Origin of the sequence: Bradyrhizobium erythrophlei (assembly GCF_900142985.1) — a bacterium.
In the GTDB taxonomy this organism is placed as follows: Bacteria; Pseudomonadota; Alphaproteobacteria; order Rhizobiales; family Xanthobacteraceae; genus Bradyrhizobium; species Bradyrhizobium erythrophlei_B.
Genome location: NZ_LT670849.1, coordinates 7,086,816 through 7,104,212, shown reverse-complemented (window position 1 = coordinate 7,104,212; position 17,397 = coordinate 7,086,816). Strand labels below are relative to the sequence as shown.

Genomic DNA, 17,397 nt, shown 5'->3' with positions numbered 1-17,397 from the left:
ACCGATGAAGAGATCGATACTTTCAGTAATGATGATGTTGTTAACGATCGTCTCCGCGGTCGGGCAAAATTCATCGGGTGACAAGCTGAACCGCAGCGCCATCGAACGACGCGCGGTTGAGGCTGTGATCTGGGGCATGCCGGCGGTTAATCTGGACCTGATGCTTCAAGCGATGATCGGCAGCACCAAAGGTAAGCCCAATCAGATTGTCTATTGGTCCCGACTTCCGGATTGGAAAAACCAGACTCTGACCCCTAATCCTGACGTGGTCTATCTCATGCCGTTCTTCAATACCAAGGACGTCGGTCCCATGGTGTTGGAAATCCCGCCGGCCGATGATGGTGTGATCAACGGTACCGTCATGGACGCTTGGCAAGTGCCTCTTGAGGATGTGGGGCCGGCTGGCGTCGACAAGGGCAAAGGCGGCAAATATCTGATCTTGCCGCCCGGCTATGCGGCCGTCGTTCCGGACGGCTACATCGCTCTGCCCTCGCCGAACTACCAGGGCTACGCACTGTTGCGTTCAATTCTCCAGAGCGGCAGCGATGCGGATGTCGCCAAGGCGGTTGCCTATGCCAAGCGGATCAAGGTCTATCCGCTCGCGCAGGCGGCCAACCCGCCGCCGACCACATTCGTTGATGCGATCGACGTCGTCTACGACTCCACGATACCTTACGATGCAAGGTTCTTTCGGTCGCTCGACCGCGTTGTGCAGATGGAGCCGTGGCTCGCGCGCGACAAGATGATGATCGACATGCTCAAGTCGATCGGCATCGAGAAGGGCAAGCCGTTCAATCCGGATGCCCAAACGGAAGACGTCCTGGATTCGGCCGTGCGCGAGGCCCGCGCGCTGCTGGAAATCAGGTACGAAGGCATGTTCAGACCCTATTTCGATATCAGCCGCTGGTCGCTCCCGGCGATGCCTGACTATCTCAAGGCGTCATCAAACGGCTTCTCGGATCCCAACGCATATCCCGTCGACAGTCGCGGCCTTGCGTTCACCTTTGCCTTCTTCACGCCGAAGCATCTCGGGCAGGGCCAGTCCTATCTGATGACCCTCAAGGACAAGGAAGGACAGAATTTGGACGGCGACAAGAGCTATCGCCTTACCGTGCCCCCAAACGCGCCGGTGAGCCAGTATTGGTCGGCGACGGTCTACGATCGTGCCACACACGGCCTTATTCGCAACATGACCCGTTCGGGTCGCGGATCGCAAAGCCCTGGGCTGCAAAAGAACGCGGATGGCTCGGTGGACATCTATTTCGGACCGAAGGCGCCAACTGGCCGGGAGACGAACTGGGTGCCGACGAATTCGAGTGGGCAATTCGAAGTGCTGTTTCGCTTGTATGGCCCCGAAAAGGCTTACGTCGAGAAGACCTGGAAGCTGCCGGATATCGAGCGGGTTTCTGCTCAGTAAGGAGAGTGCGATGAGGCCCAATCGTCGAGAAGCGATCTCGCTGCTCGCCGGCGCTGCGCCTGCGGCACTCGGCGCATTTGCTGCCACCGGAACGGTAGTCCCGGCCAATGCCCAGGGCGCGAAGCCAGGCAAAGCGGGGGCGGCGGCGGGCGTGAACGGGCCTCAGACAATAGAAACGCGCATCGGCCCGCTTGAATTTACCCACGACTTCGCCAACGGCTACCCGACCGACGCGACGATCGACAAGCTCTACGACGAGCGCGATTTTCAACGCGCCTGCCAGGCCTATCTCTGGTCCCTTCCGGCGGTCGCGTTCACTTCGTTTCAGCACGGACTCACGAAGGAGCTCGGCGCCAGGAACGGACAGATCGTGTCCCTGCTGTCTTATGAGGCAAAGCGCAGCGTCCTGACCGCCAATGCCACGACGCCGTACTATCTCGGGTTCGCCGATCTTTCCGCGGGACCGCTGGTATTGGAAATGCCGACGCGCGGCGTCCAGGGTGCGATGAACGACTCATTGCAGCACGCCATTCCGGGGACCGGAGCGCCCGGCAAGTATCTCGTGTTGGGGCCGGGGCAGAACGCGCCGGACAACGTCGACGGCTTCATCGTGCGTCGCTCGCCAACCGTCAACATCTTCCTCGGCGTGCGACTGACCGATCCCGATCCGGAAAGTGTGAAGGCGGCGCTGGCGCAACTGCGGATGTATCCCTACGCGCAGCGCGACAATCCGCCTAAGATGGAGGTCCTGGACGCGGGCACGAAAGCATGGAGCGGTCTGCCGCCGCGCGGGATGGCGTATTGGGAGCGGCTCGATGACGTGATTCAGAGTGAGCCTATCGAGCCGCGCGACATCTTCTACCACGCGATGCTGCGGCCGCTCGGCTTGGAAAAGGGCCTACCCTTCAAGCCGGACGCGCGGCAGACGAGGATCCTGACCGATGCCGCGTTGATCGGCGAGGCCATGGCGAAAGCCAATACCGCGGAGCGCCGCTTCGCGGGTTCGCAATATCGGTCCGACGCCCACTGGGACTTCGCGTTGCAACTGGACGCCGACGATCCCGATGCATTCTGGAACCTGCTCGACGAGCGCGCCTCCTGGTTCTACGAAGCAATCGGCGCTGGGCCGGACATGGCGCCCAAGCGGCCAGGACCTTCGTCGGCGTACCTCGGCGCATACAAGGACAAGGCCGGGGAGTGGCTGGACGGCGGCAGATCGTATCGCCTGCGCGTTCCGCCCAATCCGCCGATCAAGCTGTTCTGGTCAGTGACGCTGTACGACGTCGATACGCGCGCGCTGATCCTGAACCAGCAGAAGATTGCCGATCGCTCCTCGCGCATGGACCTGCGGCGGAACGCGGACGGCTCGGTGGACATCCATTGCGGACCGCAGGCGCCGGCCGGGTTCGTACAAAACTGGATTCCGACCGTCCCCGGCAAGAACTGGTTTGCGTATTTCCGCTTCTACCAGCCGACCGAGGCTTATTTCGACCGGTCCTGGCCGTTGCCGGACTTCGAGCAGGTCTAGATCGAAGGAGCAAGCGTGGCGAACGTAGGCGAGATGTCTGGAGATCGTTCGTTTAGTCGCCGCAGCATCTTGCTCGGCGGCTCGGCGGTGGCAGCGGCCGCGGTGGGCGTGGCCGAGCGCACGCATCGCGCGCAGGCACAGCAGCCGGCAAGGCAACGACCGCCCAACATCCTGTTCATGCTCGTCGACAATCTCGGCTACGGCGAACTTGGCGTCTATGGCGGCGGTGCGACGCGCGGCGCGCCGACACCGCGCATCGACCGGCTCGCGAGCGAAGGCCTTCGCCTCACCAACATGAACATGGAGGCGCAGTGCACGCCAAGCCGGTCCGCGATCCTAACCGGGCGCTACGCGATTCGGTCGGGCACCCATTCGGTGCCATTCGGCGGCGTCGCCGACGGGCTTACGCAGTGGGAAGTAACGCTTGCCGAGTCGCTGTCGGCGGCTGGTTACGCAACAGCGCTCAACGGAAAGTGGCACCTCGGCAGCCACAACGGCCGCCTGCCGAACGATCAGGGATTCGATGAGTGGTACGGCATCCCGCGCATCACGGACGAGGCTATGTGGCCGGGCTCGCCCGGCTATTCGCCCAACATCATGCCGCCGGAACAGATCATGGAGGGACGCAAGGGCGAGCCTAGCCGTGACGTCAAGATTTACGACCTCGAACAACGGCGACTGATCGACGCGGAAATCACGCGGCGGTCGATCGCGTTCATGGAACGGCAGGCGAGAACGAAAAAGCCTTTCTTCGCCTATGCGACCCTGACACAGCCGCACCTGCCGACCTTGCCTAACCCCGCATTCGTCGGCAAGACCGGCAACGGCGACTGGGCCGACATGCTGGCCGAGATGGATCACAACGTCGGTGAGATGCTCGATGCGGTCGACCGGCTCGGAATCCGCGACGAGACCATCGTTATCTTTGCGAGCGACAACGGGCCGGAGTTTCTAAGGGACTGGGAAGGTTGGGCTGGACCCTGGAAGGGCCAATACTTCACGGCCTGGGAGGGCGGCATTCGTGTGCCCTTCCTGATCCGCTGGCCCGGGAAGGTCCCGGCCGGCCGCGTGAGCGACGAGATCGTCCATGCCGTCGATCTGTTCCCCACATTGGCCAAGTTCGCTGGGGCCGAGGTGCCAAAGGATCGGCCCATCGATGGCGTCGACCAATCCGACTTCTTCACCGGAAAAACAGAGAAGTCCGCTCGCGATGGAATCCTGATCTGGTGCGCGGATCGTTTGCAGGCGGTGAAGTGGAAAAATTTCAAGGTTCACTTCTACCAGCAGGAGACCATGGTCTCGCCACCGGTCAAGCTAGCGATACCGCTACTGTTCAACCTCTACACCAACCCGCGGGAGGATCAGGATAAGCAGATTACCGATAGCTGGATTTTCGGGCCGGTGCTGAAGATGGTCGGAGAATTCGAGGCGAGCACGAAGAAATACCCTCTGATCGCGATGGGAACGCCCGATCCATATGTGCCGCCGGGAGCAAGGCCATGACGGTTATGTTGGCCGGAAATTTTCGGGCAGGCAGCATGGCGGCGATTTTCACCGTCCGCGTGACGGCTGCCCACGTCATCCGCGAGGTATTGCTGCGCCAGATCGCGATCACGAATTACGTCAACCCGTTTTGACGGTGGTATACTGCGATGTTGTTGAGCAAAGGCTGGTTCTCGTAGAGGGGCGTTTGTTGTCAACGAGTGGGGAACATGGGGTAACTTCCGCGCGGTCGCCGCCGACGCTCAACGTGCCGGTTCCAGAGCAGCCGGCCCTGCGGCTCATCTATGATACGGCGCCGATAGGACTTGCCGTTCTTTCTCCGGATTGCCGCTACTTGCACATCAATCAGCGCCTCACCGAGATATGCGGCATCTCCGTCGAGGATCATCTAGGACGATCGGTCCGGGACTGCGTGCCGGGGCTGGCCGACGCGGTCGAGGATATTGTCCGCTCGATCATGGAAACGGGCGAGCCGGTAACCGGCATCGAGGTCGCCGGCCAGCGTGCCGATCAAACCGATGAACGCTGGTGGGTGACCTATTGGCATCCACTACGGAACGACGCGGGCGACATTGTCGGGATTAATGTTGCCGCCGAGGAAGTTACCGAGCGCAAACGAGCCGCGGCAGCATTGCAAGCCCACGAAAGGGAGCTGCGCAGCGCCAGAGACGCGGCTCAGGCTGCGTTGCGACATTTGCAGGAGACGCAGGAATCGCTGATCGAATCCGAAAAGCTCGCCGCTCTCGGGCGGCTGGTCGCGGGGGTCGCACACGAGGTGAATGGTCCCGTTGGTACCAGCCTCACCATCGCCTCGTCACTGGAGAGCAAGACGGCTCAATTTGCCGCGCGAGTGGCGCAAGGCAATCTCAGGCGATCAAGCCTCAACAATTTTCTCGAGGTTAGCCGGGCGGCATCGACGCAACTTGTCGCCAACCTTAATCACGCGGCCGAACTGGTTCAGTCCTTCAAACAGGTGGCAATCGACCGGAGTTCGTCGAATCGGCGTATCTTTGATTTGGGCGATATCACCAGGCAGGCCATCAAGAGCCTACAGGCGGGTTTCAGAGATCAGGGGCTGACCGTTTGCCTCGACTGCCCACCGGATCTGACCATGAACAGTTATCCCGGGCCGTATGGACAGATGTTGAGCAATCTCTTTCTCAACTCGATGACGCATGGCTTTCCAGACGGAAAGGGGGGTACCATTGGCATCGAGGTGCAGGCGTCGGGTGACAAGGAGGTCGAAATCCGATTTGCTGACAACGGTTGTGGTATGACCGCCGACATCAGGCATAAGGCCTTCGACCCATTTTTTACGACGCGGCGCGATCAGGGTTGTACGGGTCTTGGCTTGCACATCGTCCACACCATCGCCACCAACTGCCTGGGCGGCCAGATCAGCCTTGCTAGCGAACCTGACGAGGGAACGAAAATCAGGATCACCCTGCCGCGGGTGGCCCCTATAGCGACCCCGCCGCTATGATGGCCCGCGCACTGATCGGTGGTTGCTTGCTCGCAGTCGTGATCCTGCGCCCCGATGGCGCGGTGGCACAGAGCGCATCTTACCAGGATCAAAATGCCAATACTGGCAACGATCTCTTTCGTCCTCCGGCCAACCTTTTCCAGATGATGTATGATTACAAGACGGCTCCCGGCAGCGGCAGTGCGCCGGGAACCACGCGCGACGTCACGACGGAGACGCTCAACCTGCGGATGGACCACTCGCTGGATCTCGCGCCGATGTGGATCCTAGCATTACGGGCAGATCTGCCTTTGGTTGCAAAAAACCCGATCACATCAGACAACCCCAATGGCGATTACGTCGGAGGCGTCGGGGATACCGACGTTCAAGCCGTTATCATTCACAATTTGGACCTGCGCTGGACGGTCGGTTTCGGTGCGCGCCTCATCACCCCCACGGGTGGCGACACGCTCGGTTCCGGAAAATGGCAGATCATGCCGGCCGGCGGCTTTCGCTACGCGTTATGGGAGATCAGCCCGTCGAGCTATTTCGAGCCGGTGATCCGCTACGATGTCAGTTTCGCCGGCGATCCAACCAAGAGAAATATCAGCAACCTTCAATTTGCGCCGACACTTAATGTCGGCCTTCCCGACCGATGGTTTCTCACCTTCTATCCAAGCCCGGACATCAGGATCAACTACGGCGATCCTATCACGGGTCAGACCGGCCGGCTGTTCCTGCCGTTTGACGTCAGGGTTGGGCGTCAATTCTCGAACAATATCGCGGTGTCGTTTGAGTTTGGCGTGCCCATCATCAAGGATTATCCGGTCTATAATTTGAAGACGCAGGTCAGGCTTAATGTGACCTACTAATGGTTCAGCGGCAGAGCTGTTCTGAGGTCGCGATGACGATGTCGGCTTCTCGGGGCGAAGAGGACATTCTGTGGTCTACGTCGCTACGTCGGCTTTTGACCGACAACCGACATCGCGCGCAGTCGCCGCGCCGGCAATTACATCGCGCAACGGTGGAAGGTCAGTTGCATTCCCTCAAAATCCGGATCCTGGAAAATTCGCGACACGCTGTTGTCATCGAGTATTTTTATTTGCAGATGAATGCTCGACGCCATGATTTCCGAGGCGCACGCCGCATGAAGGTCGATGGTGTCACCAGTTTCTTTCCTCGATTTGATGGTGCATCGGGCGGCTTTGCCTTTGATCTCGTTTCCGGCCGCGACAAAGCCGCCGCCGAACTCTTCGGAAAATTGAGCAAAACTGATTTGATCGCCTTTCTTGACGAAGACTTTGCTGCACTGATCGGCGCTCGTCGCCCAAGCGCCGGTTAAATCGAAGGCCAGCGCCTGCGAAGATAGAAGAAAACAGCTGCAAGCGAGCAAGGCGCACAATCCAGTCGATCGGCTCAAGTTCAACATGGCTTCAGCTCCTTCAATGGGATCAGGAACGTCTCGGTTTCCCGGTATGCCGCAGGCATGAGCCCCGCGCTTGGCGTCCTCAGTCGGTAGCACCAAAAACCCGTCCAGGATGAGCAATATTGCTCAGACACGCCAAAGGCGGCCGCCTATCATAGACGCAACAAACTCAAGGAGAGCGCGATGGTGAAACATCTGATTATCCCCGCCTTGCTGGTTGGAAGCTTCGCTTTGGGCTTCGTTGTCCTGACCACGACAGAAGCAAACGCCATAGTTTGTGCGCGCGGACTGTACCGGGCAGGCTGCGTCGGCGGCGTTGGTGTTGTTCATCCCGGCGTACGTCGCGTTGCCGTGGCGCCAAGGTACGGGGTTCATCGCAGGGTTTGGCGTCGATAAATGTCAGGGCACCTGACACGTTTCGCATGACGGCTCGCGCCATATCGATTCCAATCCGCGTCATGCGGCAATTATCGAAAATTTCTGCTCTGAAATTGATCGACCTTAAACATCCGGCAGCGCTGTTGATGGGCCGAAGGGCATACCTTCACAAGATCAAGTCAGGTCACCATGAGTCTTGCCGACGCAGACTCTGCTGCACGACACCAGGAGCAAGCCGGGATGCGGCTTGTTCCCGGCGGCACATTCCGCATGGGATCGGACAAGCATTATCCGGAAGAAGCGCCGGTCCATCGCGTCACGGTCGACGGGTTCTGGATGGATCGCACGCCGGTCACGAACCGGCAATTCCGCGAATTCGTCGCGGCGACCGGTTACGTCACCTTTGCCGAGATCGCGCCGAAACCTGAGGACTATCCCGGCGCGCTGCCTCACATGCTGAACGCGGGTTCGCTGGTCTTCGATCCGCCCGATCACTCGGTCGATCTGAACAACTTTGCAAACTGGTGGCGCTTCAAGTTCCGCGCGAACTGGCGTCGTCCTTACGGCAAGGGCAGTTCGATCCGCGGCCTCGACGACCATCCCGTCGTGCATATTTCGTACCGGGATGCCGAGGCCTACGCCGCCTGGGCCGGCAAGCAACTACCGACCGAAGCCGAGTGGGAATATGCGGCACGCGGCGGACTTGATCAGGCCGAGTTTGCGTGGGGCAACGAGTTCACCCTGGACGGCCGGCATATGGCCAACACGTGGCAGGGCGCATTTCCGCACGAGAATCTCGCCAGCGATGGATACGCACGTACCTCGCCGGTCGGTGCGTTTCCGCCGAACCCTTTCGGTCTCTTCGATATGATCGGCAATGTCTGGGAGTGGACTACCGACTGGTATTCGACCCGGCATGCCGGCGACGCGCCGAAAGTTTGCTGCGTTCCAGAAAATCCGCGCGGCGGCATCGAGGCGGGAAGCTACGACCCATGCCAACCGCAAATCAGAATTCCCCGCAAGGTCGTCAAGGGCGGCTCGCATCTGTGCGCGCCGAACTACTGCCGCCGCTATCGGCCGGCAGCGCGTCACCCGCAGCCGGTCGACACGTCCATGAGCCATGTCGGCTTTCGGTGCATAACAAGAACAGGAGGAGTACGCGATGAGCGAGATGAAAAAACTGGATAGCGATACGAGCCTGGCCGGCGGAGCATTGAAACGCCGTGATCTGTTATTGAGCGGCAGTTCTCTCGTCGCCGCTTCGGCACTCTCGGCTGTTGGGCTGACAAGTCCGGCAGAAGCGCAACAGCCAGCGCCGGCCACCGCTGGGCAAAAGCCCAACATCGTTGTCATCATGGGCGACGACATCGGCATGTGGAATATCGGTGCCTATCACCGCGGCATGATGGCCGGTCGAACGCCCAACCTCGACAAGCTCGCCGCCGAAGGCATGCTGTTCACCGATTACTACGCGGAGGCGAGCTGCACGGCGGGCCGTGCCAACTTCATCACCGGCGAACTGCCGATTCGCACGGGCATGACCACGGTCGGGCAGGCCGGCGCACCGACCGGTATACCGGCGCAGGCGGCGACGATCGCTACCGCACTAAAGGGAATGGGCTACGCCACCGGCCAGTTCGGCAAAAATCATCTCGGCGACAAGAACGAATTTCTGCCGACAGTGCACGGCTTCGATGAGTTCTTCGGCTACCTCTATCATCTCGACGCGATGGAAGATCCGGCGCATCCCGGCTATCCGCAGGAGTTGCTGAATACGGTCGGGCCGCGCAACATGGTCCATTCGTATGCGACCAATGTCGACGACGCTACCGTAGATCCGCGCTGGGGCAAGGTTGGCAAGCAGAGAATCGAGGATGCTGGAACGCTCTATCCCAAGCGGATGGAAACCGTGGATGACGAAATCCGCGACTTCGCCCTGAAGTTCATCGAGAAGGCCAAGGCCGACAACAAGCCGTTCTTCCTTTGGCTCAATCCGACCCGCATGCATATCGTCACGCATCTGTCGCCGAAGTACGAGGCGCTGCGCAACTCCAAGAACGGCTGGACCATCCACGAGGCGGGCATGGCGCAGCTCGACGACGACGTCGGCATCGTGATGCAGAAACTCAAGGACATGGGCGTCGACGACAACACCATCGTCGTCTTCACCACCGACAACGGCACCGAGGTCTTCACCTGGCCTGATGGCGGACAGACGCCATTCGCGCAGAGCAAAGGGACGGTTTTTGAGGGCGGCTTCCGCGTACCCTGCATGATCCGCTGGCCAGGCAAGGTGCCGGCGGGCAAGGTCGAGAACGGCATCATCTCCGGGCTGGACTGGTTTCCGACCTTCGTTGCGGCGGCTGGCAACCCGAACATTGCCGACGAACTGAAGAAGGGCAAGCAGATCGGCGACACGACCTACAAGTGTTATCTGGACGGCTATAACCAGATGGACATGATCACTGGCAAGGGCCCGTCGAACCGGCACGAAATCTGGTACTTCGGTGAAAGCGAATTGGGTGCCGTGCGCATCGACGACTACAAATATCGCTTCATCGACCAGCCCGGAGGCTGGCTTGGTGACAAGACCAAGCCCGACGTGCCGTATCTGATCAATCTTCGCCTCGATCCCTTCGAACGCACGGGGTGGCCGAATAACGGCACAAAGGACGGCGCGCAGCAATATTTCGATTGGTTCAAATACGAATTCTGGCGCTTCGTATTTGTTCAGCAGCAGGTCGAAAAGCTGGCGATGACGGCGATCGAGTTTCCACCGATGCAGCGAGGGGCCAGCTTCAACCTCGATGCCGTGAAGGCAAAGATCGAGGCGGCCAGGAACTCGATCGCCAAGTAGCCCGCCAAGGTATGCGGCGGGTGCCTCACAACCCGGGGCACCCGTCGGACGAAGCATAACGGCTCGCGCTAATCGTTGTCCGTTGACCGTGGATGGTCGTAAAAAGCGGCTTCAAGTGATATCACGAAGAAAGCCAGCCGAACACTGGCGGCGATTAGTCGACCCGTTAGGAGCAATGAGCATGGCTTCGCAAAATTGGCCACTCTGGCTTCGTTTTGTCCTGCTTGTCGGCGTGATCGGTCTTGCGTCGGGCGCAAGCCTTCTTGCCTATCGGTACTATACCCGTCCGGTAACGCTGAGCGTGGCGGTGGGGTCGATCGACGGCGAAGCCGCCAAGGCGATGTCGGCTATTGCGAGCCGGCTGGTCTCGACCAACGCGCCGGTGCGGCTCAAGGTTATCGACAGCGGCACCGCGCTTGAAGCGGCCAGTGCGTTTTCGGCGGGCAAGGCGGACCTCGCGGTGGTTCGCGGCGACGCCGGCGATCTGTCGCAAGCGCAAGCCGTCGTCGTCGTGAGCCATGTGGTCGTGCTCATCATCGCGCCGCCGGGCTCTCCCATCGACAGTATCGACAAGTTGAAGGGCCGCCGCGTCGGCGTGATTGGCGGGGACGCCAATAGCAAAATTGTCGACGTGCTGAGCAGGGAATTCGGCCTCGACCGCGCCAAGGTCTTCAAGGACATTGCGTTGCCGGATGCCCGGCGCGCCATTCAATCCAAAGAGGTGAGTGCGCTGCTGGTCGTGATTCCACTGGCTGGAAAATATCTGTCACTGGTGCGGGACTTCTTTCAACAGGGAGGCTCCAAAGCATTGCCGGTGCTGGTCCCGATCGAGTCCGCCGGGGCAATCGCACAGGCCGAGCGCGCTTATGAGAGCTTCGACGTTCCCAAGGGCACGCTACGAGGATCGCCGCCGGTTCCTGAAGATGATCTGACGACCTTGAGGGCTTCATTGTATCTGGTTGCGCACAAGAAGCTCAGCGCTGATTTGATCACCAGCCTTACGGTAACGATCATGAAAGTGCGCAGGGAGCTTCTCGCCGAGGACCCGATTTTCGCACAGATCACCGCGCCCAGCACCGATCAGGATGCCTATCTTCCGCTGCATCCTGGCGCGGCAGCCGTCTATAACAGCACCCAGCAAAGCTTCATGGATGAATACGGCAACTGGATTTACCTGACGCCGATGGCGCTCGGGGGCGCGGCCACCTTACTCGCCGCGGCCTGGAAATTCCTTGGGCTAGGCCAGCCCGCAACCGGACAAGGCCCGCTGGATTCTCTCTACGCCCTGGGACGCCTGATCCGCAAGGCCGCGACCGAGGCTGAGCTTGCCGATGTCGAAGAGGAAATCGACGGCATCCTCAACGCGCAGCGCACCAAATCCGCCGGCGGGGATGAGAACGCGGTAGATGACGCGACGCTCAACGTGGCCGCGCATCGGCTGGAGGGTTTGATACACGATCGACGAAACATGCTTGCGAGGAAGCCGGCGATCGTCTCGGCAGCCTGAGCGACCCTCGACCGGTGTAGATGGTGAGAATACCCATGAATGACCTGTTGATCTCGCTCCTTGTCTTCGCGGTGATATCAGGCGGCGCCCTAGTCGGCGTCGTGGTTCGACCTCGCTTGTCGGAAAGACATCTGCAGCCGGACTCAAAGGACGTTGTCAAAATGGCAACCGGCCTGATCGGTACACTGGCCGCTCTTGTATTGGGCCTGTTGATCGCATCCGCGAAAAGCTCGTTCGACCAGAAAACCGGTCAAGTCAGGCAGATGACCGCCAAAATCATTCTTCTCGACGAGTTGCTCGCACAATATGGTCCGGAAGCAATTCCTGTCCGAACTCGCCTGCGGCAAAGCATTGAGCCACTGGCCAACGGCATTTGGCATGAAGGAGGACTTCCGGCCAGCAAGCCCGTCCGTTTCGAGGCGAGCGCTCAGTCGTCGGCCTTCGAAAATGAACTGGAAGGCCTGTCGCCGGCCAATGACGCGCAACGCCCGCTGCAGTCGCGCGCCATTGCGGCCTTTACGGAAGGCGCGCAGACCCGGCTGCTTCTGTTTACGCAGGCTGGCGGTTCAATCCCGGCGCCGTTTCTGATCGTGCTGGTTTTCTGGCTGAGCGCGATTTTCGTTAGTTTCACTTTGTTTGCGCCAACCAATCCGGTCGTGGTGGCCTCGTTATTTGTCTGCGCGCTATCATTTGCCGGGGCGATTTTTCTGGTCCTGGAACTGGATAGCCCCTTCACGGGGCTAATGGGGATTTCAAGTGCGACGCTGCGCAATGCGCTTTTGCCGCTAAGTCCGTGAGGCCGTGATCGCACGCACGCCGATGGGCGGTTAGGCATCAAACGGATGTCGGTTGTTGGGGCACTTAGCCGACATGTCCCGGCTGTGCTCGCGATGTCCGCTGTTCGGGTGGAAGCGGCCCCACGGTTACGCGTACAAACGATTGAGTTTGATCTTGCCAAATTGACGGCACCACGGGCCGCGCAAAGCGGCCCATCATGCGCCATTCCAGTCTAGCAGGGGTGAACGACTAGCTTTTCTTCGTTGAAAAACTGGAGCGCGCCGTACCCTTCCATGTCAACCGCGTATCTAAAGTTACCGTCATCTGTTGGGAACACGGCGATGACCTTACCCACCTCATGGTCGTCGGCTGCGTTATCGACCGTCTCGCCAATCGCGAACTTCGCCATCGAGAACTCCTTCTGGAATCATCGGTCCGCTTATATCCCCACAAATCAGTTAACGCTTTCTTAACCACGCGTCCGGGTCAGCATTTTGGAATTTCGCACGACGACTGTTGTTATAATGTCTCGGTCTTCGCGTTCCAGGGTGCAGTTTACCAAAGTGGAACAGTAGGCGATTCGAGGCCGTCGGACATGCGCGGATCAGGTGATTGAATGATGCCCGACGACTTTCGCTAATGGCAGTTAGACCGACATGACCAGCCACGCTGACGAGATCTGTTCGTTGGGGTAAAGCGCATCGCTGCAGTGTCTGCGGAGAAGCAGCTCGATGAGCTTGTTCTCGCTGCAGATGGCGGTTACCTCGGCGGTGCTCTATCACCCGGACGGTATTCTTTGACGCTCGGTCCGGTGCAACATTGCGTTGAGACCATTGCCGGATCAACTCGCCGCGCTCGGCTACGCCGTCATGAAGACCGGCACGACCGAACGCATCCTGCCGCATGCGATCCGGCAGAAGTTCGAGATCGCGCCGGACGGCACGCTCGTGCCACCGACCGAGGGCAGCACGCGGCCGACGTCTATGACCGTCACGAACGCGGGTCTCGCCGTCGTCGAGCAGTTCGACCTGCGGGTTCCCTGAAGCTCATCGGCGAATGAATGTGGCAACGCTGTCCGTTTTTGAACAGTTGCGTATGTTTTGCGCGCCAAAATCGGGGCGTGCGCGAATAGTTGGAAAGGCTTGAGCGCAAAACGGAAAATGCCCGTCGTGCAACAAGTAGACACCTCAAGATCGTTGACGCAGTTCTGCCCCCTCGCATACGGGAGCGATCATGGCCCGCTGCGTGTGTTGCGTACAATGACCAAGCGAAAAGTGCCCGATGAGGTAACGATTGAGCGCTTGGAGCGGGCGCTTTTGGCGATCTCATATGCGATCCAGTTGGATGGCTCGGTCTACGCGCCTGTGTTGGAGCGGCTGGAGCGTGAGATCGCGGCGATGCGCGCCAAGGAAGACACCGTGTCGCGCGCCCGGCATTATCTCGAACAGGTTTGGGATCAGGCTGCGACGAGCAGCGGCACAGTGAAGGCTATTGCCTGAAGATATTTCAGCTTGAGCTTCAACCCATAGCCGTCGCCGTACTTCGGCTTGCCAACAGCGTGGCCCATCATCTCGTCGACCATCTCCTCGGGGCACTCGACCGCCTTTAGCCGATCCTTGAAGCTGTGCCGGAAGCTGTAGATGCTGTGCTTGGGCGTCGGCAACAGCTCGCGCGCTTTGAAGTGTTTCATCAGCGTTGCGCTCAAGTTGCTGCCCTTGTCGTGGTAGCGGGGGAAGCCTTGAGGGTGACGACGCATCGCGTCCAGTGCCATGCCCGCGAGCGGGACATCGCGCTCGCTGTGTTCGGTCTTCAGGAGGCGACCTTCGGCCTCGATCCTGATGTATGGGATCGGTGCGTCGAGGACGATCCGCGCCGCCGAGAGGTTGATGATCTCGCTCGGCCGCGCACCGGTTTCCATGACGATGTACACCACGTCGCGCGCTTCCTCGTTCAAGGCGGCGAGTTGACCGTGGGCAAGGATGACGTCGCGGATGTGCTCGACCGCGAACGGCTTACGGTTGCCATCCCTGCCGCCTTCAATGCGAGTACCGGCAAACACGTTGTCCAGACGTAGTTGCAGGCGCTTGTTGACTGCCCGGATCATGCCGCCGATATGCGTGATGTTCTTGTTCGCCGTGGCGGCGCTGATCCCATCTTCGATCACGCGGCTCTCCCAGAAATCGGCGAAGGCGAGGGCGTCTTCACGGGTCAGCGCGTCGAGCGCCTTGTCGTCGCGCTGTTCGATCAGGATATCGACGGCACGCTTCTTCGCGCTCGTCCACTTGCGAAGCTGGTCGGGCGACATCTTCGCAATCTTGGTGCGCTGCGTCGCTTCGTACTCAGTGAACAGGTTCGACAACATGATCTTCGGCTTTTCGACGCCGCCGAGAATGGCCTTTCGTAGGGCAGCGTCGTCCATCCTGCCGTCGACCATCGCCGTCTCGATACGCGTAACGACGTCGCTGATCGGCTGCTGCGCCCAGACCGGCGGCGGCAGGTAATCGAGACCAAGGGAGCGCGCGAGCTTCACGGCGTCCTCGTAGGATCGCCGCGCTTCACCTGCCTTCTGCTCGACAAGGCTGCGCCAGTAAGCCTCGTGGGTCTCATTCATGCGAGCGGCGATGCGACCGGCCTTCGTGCCTGCGCGATCATTGGCGACTTTGATCTTGGTGGAGAGCTTGATGCTGCCGCGCTTGTCGAGGTGAGCGTAGTTGCTCGGCACGCGCCTATAGTAATGCCATGTGCCGTCGCGGATGGTGAGGTACTGGCCGTTCTCGCTCATCGGTTAGGCTCATCGATGTAGGACGTTTTGTAGGACGTTTTTGTCCCACGGGGAGCCCCGAACCGTCAACTACCTTTGTTATGTAATTGATTTTACTGCGATTTGACGAAGGAGTTTTGGCGCTCCCTAGCGGAATCGAACCGCTCTCTCCACCGTGAAAGGGTGGCGTCCTAACCGATAGACGAAGGGAGCAAGGCGCCTGCTGCGACACAGCCAAACCCGGAGGCCGCGCCGCACCTCGCTTTGAACTAGCGAAATACTCACAGTAAATCAAAGCCTTGGAAGGATTTGTTTACCTTGTCGGCCCGGCCGCGAAACGCAGCGAAGACCGGCGCGCGAACGTATAGTGGCGTTTGCGTTCCCCGGCAAGCCGTGCGTAGACCGCTTTACCCACAGGGCTTGGCCCGCCTGTTTTGGCGCCCCCTCGCGGATACCGCCCCGGTTCTTGTCCCCCGGCAATTTGCAACAGTTTCTAAAGCCGGTTCGGATAGGAAGGGTGCGAGACCGTTTTCAAACTGGGAATCGCCGACAGTGCCCGCACCTACCAAACGCGACGTCCGCAGGTCCGTGCAGCAGACGGGCTGGGTCACCCTCGAGGGCGGCTTTGCCGCGCGGGAGTGTGTCGTGCATGACCTGTCCACCACCGGCGCGAAGCTGACGGTCTCGGATTCGAGCGTACTTTCGGGAAGGGTACGGCTGGCGTTTTCGCGCGACGCCAGCAAAGGCCGCAAATGCCAGGTGGTCTGGCGGCGGGGCCGTTCCTTCGGCGTCAAGTTCGTCAAGTAGACAGCGGCGGCCTTAAAGCGCGTGATTTCACGACATCGGCGGCGCGATGTGCCGCACGAAACCGGGCCGGGCGCCGAGTTCTGCGAACCAGCGCTCCAGATGCGGAAAGCTCGGCTTGGTAATTCCCTCGACGCCGAACCAGCGCCGCGCATAAGCGCCAAGCGCAATGTCGGCTAGCGTGAATTCATCCCCCGTGATGAAGCGGCGCGTCTTGAGATAGGCATCGACGATCTGCCATTGCACCGCTTCGGCGTCGGCATCTTTCTGGATCGCGACCATGTCGCGTTGTTCGGCCGGGGTGCGCACCAGCGCCCAGAACACGGGACGATCGACCGGTTGCAGCGTCGAAAGTGTCCAGTCCAGCCATCGGTCAGCACTCGCGCGCAGTTTCGGGGCTTGCGGATAGAGCGAGGATTGCGGCCGATAGGCGAGAACGAAGTAGCGCATGATGGAATTGGATTCCCACAGCACGAAGTCGCCGTCCACAAGCGTCGGCACGCGGCCGTTGGGGTTCATCGCCAGATATTCGGGTTCGCGATTCTTGCCGAACGCCATGCCAGCGTCGATGCGCGCGTAGGGCAGGTCAAGCTCGTGTAGGCACCACAGCACTTTCTGCACGTTGACGGAGTTTGGACGGCCCCAGATGGTGATCTGATTGTTGTTATCGTTCGACACGATTTTTCGCTCCCACTAAGAATTTGTGGGTGATAGCGCAAAATCCGGACAAAAGCAGGTATCTTGTTGTCTCGATGCAATGCTGCTTACGAGATGTGAAGGTAAAAAATCAGGCTTCGCGGTCGGCGAAGCCTGATCTCATACTCGGGATGTTGATCGTCTTTGCTAGTGGCCGAAGAACAGCCACAACAGAATGATCACCGGAATCGGTACACCTAATAGCCAAAGCAATATTCCTCGTCCCATCATTGCCTCCTCGTTCCTCGATGGATGAGCAACGCGTGGGGCAAAGCGGAGTT

General features: G+C 59.9%; 16 protein-coding genes, 1 tRNA gene and 1 pseudogene. 13 read left to right on the top strand and 5 right to left on the bottom strand.

What is annotated here, in order from left to right; translation table 11 throughout:
* Positions 1-4 precede the first annotated feature (4 nt).
* The 6 genes and pseudogenes from BUA38_RS34220 (at position 5) to BUA38_RS34200 (ending at position 6,782) form a co-directional block, all read left to right on the top strand.
* A complete protein-coding gene (locus tag BUA38_RS34220) occupies positions 5-1,417 on the top strand; it encodes a DUF1254 domain-containing protein (RefSeq protein ID WP_072825086.1) in 1,413 nt (470 codons plus the stop codon).
* A gap of 10 nt (positions 1,418-1,427) precedes the next feature.
* Positions 1,428-2,945, top strand: a complete 1,518-nt coding sequence (locus tag BUA38_RS34215) for a DUF1254 domain-containing protein (RefSeq protein WP_083587881.1) — start codon at positions 1,428-1,430, stop codon at positions 2,943-2,945.
* A 15-nt stretch (positions 2,946-2,960) separates the two neighbouring features.
* Positions 2,961-4,448: an arylsulfatase gene (locus BUA38_RS34210; RefSeq protein ID WP_244553135.1), complete on the top strand. Its 1,488-nt coding sequence runs from the start codon at positions 2,961-2,963 to the stop codon at positions 4,446-4,448.
* A 26-nt stretch (positions 4,449-4,474) separates the two neighbouring features.
* Positions 4,475-4,582 (top strand): annotated as a pseudogene (locus BUA38_RS37370) (efflux transporter periplasmic adaptor subunit); the annotation flags it as partial.
* 113 nt (positions 4,583-4,695) lie between these two features.
* On the top strand, positions 4,696-5,931 hold the full coding sequence (locus BUA38_RS34205) for a PAS domain-containing sensor histidine kinase (protein ID WP_072826654.1): 1,236 nt from the start codon (positions 4,696-4,698) through the stop codon (positions 5,929-5,931).
* A gap of 38 nt (positions 5,932-5,969) precedes the next feature.
* On the top strand, positions 5,970-6,782 hold the full coding sequence (locus BUA38_RS34200; protein ID WP_156898866.1) for a hypothetical protein: 813 nt from the start codon (positions 5,970-5,972) through the stop codon (positions 6,780-6,782).
* Between the two features lie 137 nt (positions 6,783-6,919).
* Here BUA38_RS34200 and BUA38_RS34195 read toward each other — a convergent pair whose 3' ends face one another.
* Positions 6,920-7,456 carry a hypothetical protein gene (locus tag BUA38_RS34195; RefSeq protein WP_244553134.1) on the bottom strand — a complete coding sequence of 179 codons (537 nt, stop codon included), beginning with the start codon at positions 7,454-7,456 and terminating at the stop codon, positions 6,920-6,922.
* Positions 7,457-7,903: 447 nt separating this feature from the next.
* On the opposite strand from BUA38_RS34195, the gene BUA38_RS34185 reads away from it, so the two are divergent.
* The 4 genes from BUA38_RS34185 to BUA38_RS34170 all read left to right on the top strand — a co-directional run bounded on the left by BUA38_RS34185 (position 7,904) and on the right by BUA38_RS34170 (position 12,875).
* Positions 7,904-8,902, top strand: a complete 999-nt coding sequence (locus BUA38_RS34185; protein ID WP_072825078.1) for a formylglycine-generating enzyme family protein — start codon at positions 7,904-7,906, stop codon at positions 8,900-8,902.
* Positions 8,886-10,571: an arylsulfatase gene (locus tag BUA38_RS34180; RefSeq protein ID WP_172806176.1), complete on the top strand. Its 1,686-nt coding sequence runs from the start codon at positions 8,886-8,888 to the stop codon at positions 10,569-10,571. Before BUA38_RS34185 ends, BUA38_RS34180 begins: the two co-directional genes overlap by 17 nt.
* Positions 10,572-10,752: 181 nt before the next feature.
* Positions 10,753-12,078 (top strand): TAXI family TRAP transporter solute-binding subunit, encoded by a 1,326-nt coding sequence (locus BUA38_RS34175; RefSeq protein ID WP_072826652.1) that lies wholly within the window; start codon positions 10,753-10,755, stop codon positions 12,076-12,078.
* Between the two features lie 35 nt (positions 12,079-12,113).
* The gene (locus BUA38_RS34170; protein ID WP_072825076.1) at positions 12,114-12,875 is read left to right on the top strand and encodes a DUF4239 domain-containing protein; all 762 of its coding nucleotides are present in this window, start codon (positions 12,114-12,116) and stop codon (positions 12,873-12,875) included.
* Between the two features lie 212 nt (positions 12,876-13,087).
* Here BUA38_RS34170 and BUA38_RS37360 read toward each other — a convergent pair whose 3' ends face one another.
* On the bottom strand, positions 13,088-13,264 hold the full coding sequence (locus BUA38_RS37360) for a hypothetical protein (protein ID WP_156898864.1): 177 nt from the start codon (positions 13,262-13,264) through the stop codon (positions 13,088-13,090).
* 415 nt (positions 13,265-13,679) lie between these two features.
* Between BUA38_RS37360 and BUA38_RS34165 the strand changes: the two genes are divergently transcribed.
* Both BUA38_RS34165 and BUA38_RS34160 read left to right on the top strand, forming a co-directional pair.
* Complete coding sequence (locus BUA38_RS34165) at positions 13,680-13,898, top strand: hypothetical protein (protein ID WP_172806134.1); 219 nt, start codon at positions 13,680-13,682, stop codon at positions 13,896-13,898.
* 216 nt (positions 13,899-14,114) lie between these two features.
* Positions 14,115-14,354 carry a hypothetical protein gene (locus BUA38_RS34160; protein ID WP_072825072.1) on the top strand — a complete coding sequence of 80 codons (240 nt, stop codon included), beginning with the start codon at positions 14,115-14,117 and terminating at the stop codon, positions 14,352-14,354.
* Here the strand turns inward: BUA38_RS34160 and BUA38_RS34155 are convergent.
* Both BUA38_RS34155 and BUA38_RS34150 read right to left on the bottom strand, forming a co-directional pair.
* A complete protein-coding gene (locus tag BUA38_RS34155) occupies positions 14,312-15,637 on the bottom strand; it encodes a hypothetical protein (protein ID WP_072825070.1) in 1,326 nt (441 codons plus the stop codon). The genes BUA38_RS34160 and BUA38_RS34155 overlap by 43 nt on opposite strands.
* Positions 15,638-15,754: 117 nt before the next feature.
* Positions 15,755-15,829, bottom strand: a tRNA-Glu gene (locus tag BUA38_RS34150).
* 339 nt (positions 15,830-16,168) lie between these two features.
* Here BUA38_RS34150 and BUA38_RS34145 point away from each other — a divergent pair.
* Positions 16,169-16,423 (top strand): PilZ domain-containing protein, encoded by a 255-nt coding sequence (locus tag BUA38_RS34145; protein WP_072825068.1) that lies wholly within the window; start codon positions 16,169-16,171, stop codon positions 16,421-16,423.
* 27 nt (positions 16,424-16,450) lie between these two features.
* Here the strand turns inward: BUA38_RS34145 and BUA38_RS34140 are convergent, their stop codons facing one another.
* The gene (locus BUA38_RS34140) at positions 16,451-17,098 is read right to left on the bottom strand and encodes a glutathione S-transferase family protein (protein ID WP_072825066.1); all 648 of its coding nucleotides are present in this window, start codon (positions 17,096-17,098) and stop codon (positions 16,451-16,453) included.
* Between the last annotated feature and the right edge of the window lie 299 nt (positions 17,099-17,397).

Excerpts from the sequence above, each read along its gene's own strand:
- BUA38_RS34185 (WP_072825078.1), top strand. The coding sequence starts at position 7,904 with ATGAGTCTTGCCGACGCAGACTCTGCTGCACGACACCAGGAGCAAGCC.
- BUA38_RS34170 (WP_072825076.1), top strand. The coding sequence starts at position 12,114 with ATGAATGACCTGTTGATCTCGCTCCTTGTCTTCGCGGTGATATCAGGC.
- BUA38_RS37360 (WP_156898864.1), bottom strand. The coding sequence starts at position 13,264 with ATGGCGAAGTTCGCGATTGGCGAGACGGTCGATAACGCAGCCGACGAC.
- BUA38_RS34160 (WP_072825072.1), top strand. The coding sequence starts at position 14,115 with ATGACCAAGCGAAAAGTGCCCGATGAGGTAACGATTGAGCGCTTGGAG.
- BUA38_RS34175 (WP_072826652.1), top strand. The coding sequence starts at position 10,753 with ATGGCTTCGCAAAATTGGCCACTCTGGCTTCGTTTTGTCCTGCTTGTC.
- BUA38_RS34215 (WP_083587881.1), top strand. The coding sequence starts at position 1,428 with ATGAGGCCCAATCGTCGAGAAGCGATCTCGCTGCTCGCCGGCGCTGCG.
- BUA38_RS34180 (WP_172806176.1), top strand. The coding sequence starts at position 8,886 with ATGAAAAAACTGGATAGCGATACGAGCCTGGCCGGCGGAGCATTGAAA.
- BUA38_RS34220 (WP_072825086.1), top strand. The coding sequence starts at position 5 with ATGAAGAGATCGATACTTTCAGTAATGATGATGTTGTTAACGATCGTC.
- BUA38_RS34155 (WP_072825070.1), bottom strand. The coding sequence starts at position 15,637 with ATGAGCGAGAACGGCCAGTACCTCACCATCCGCGACGGCACATGGCAT.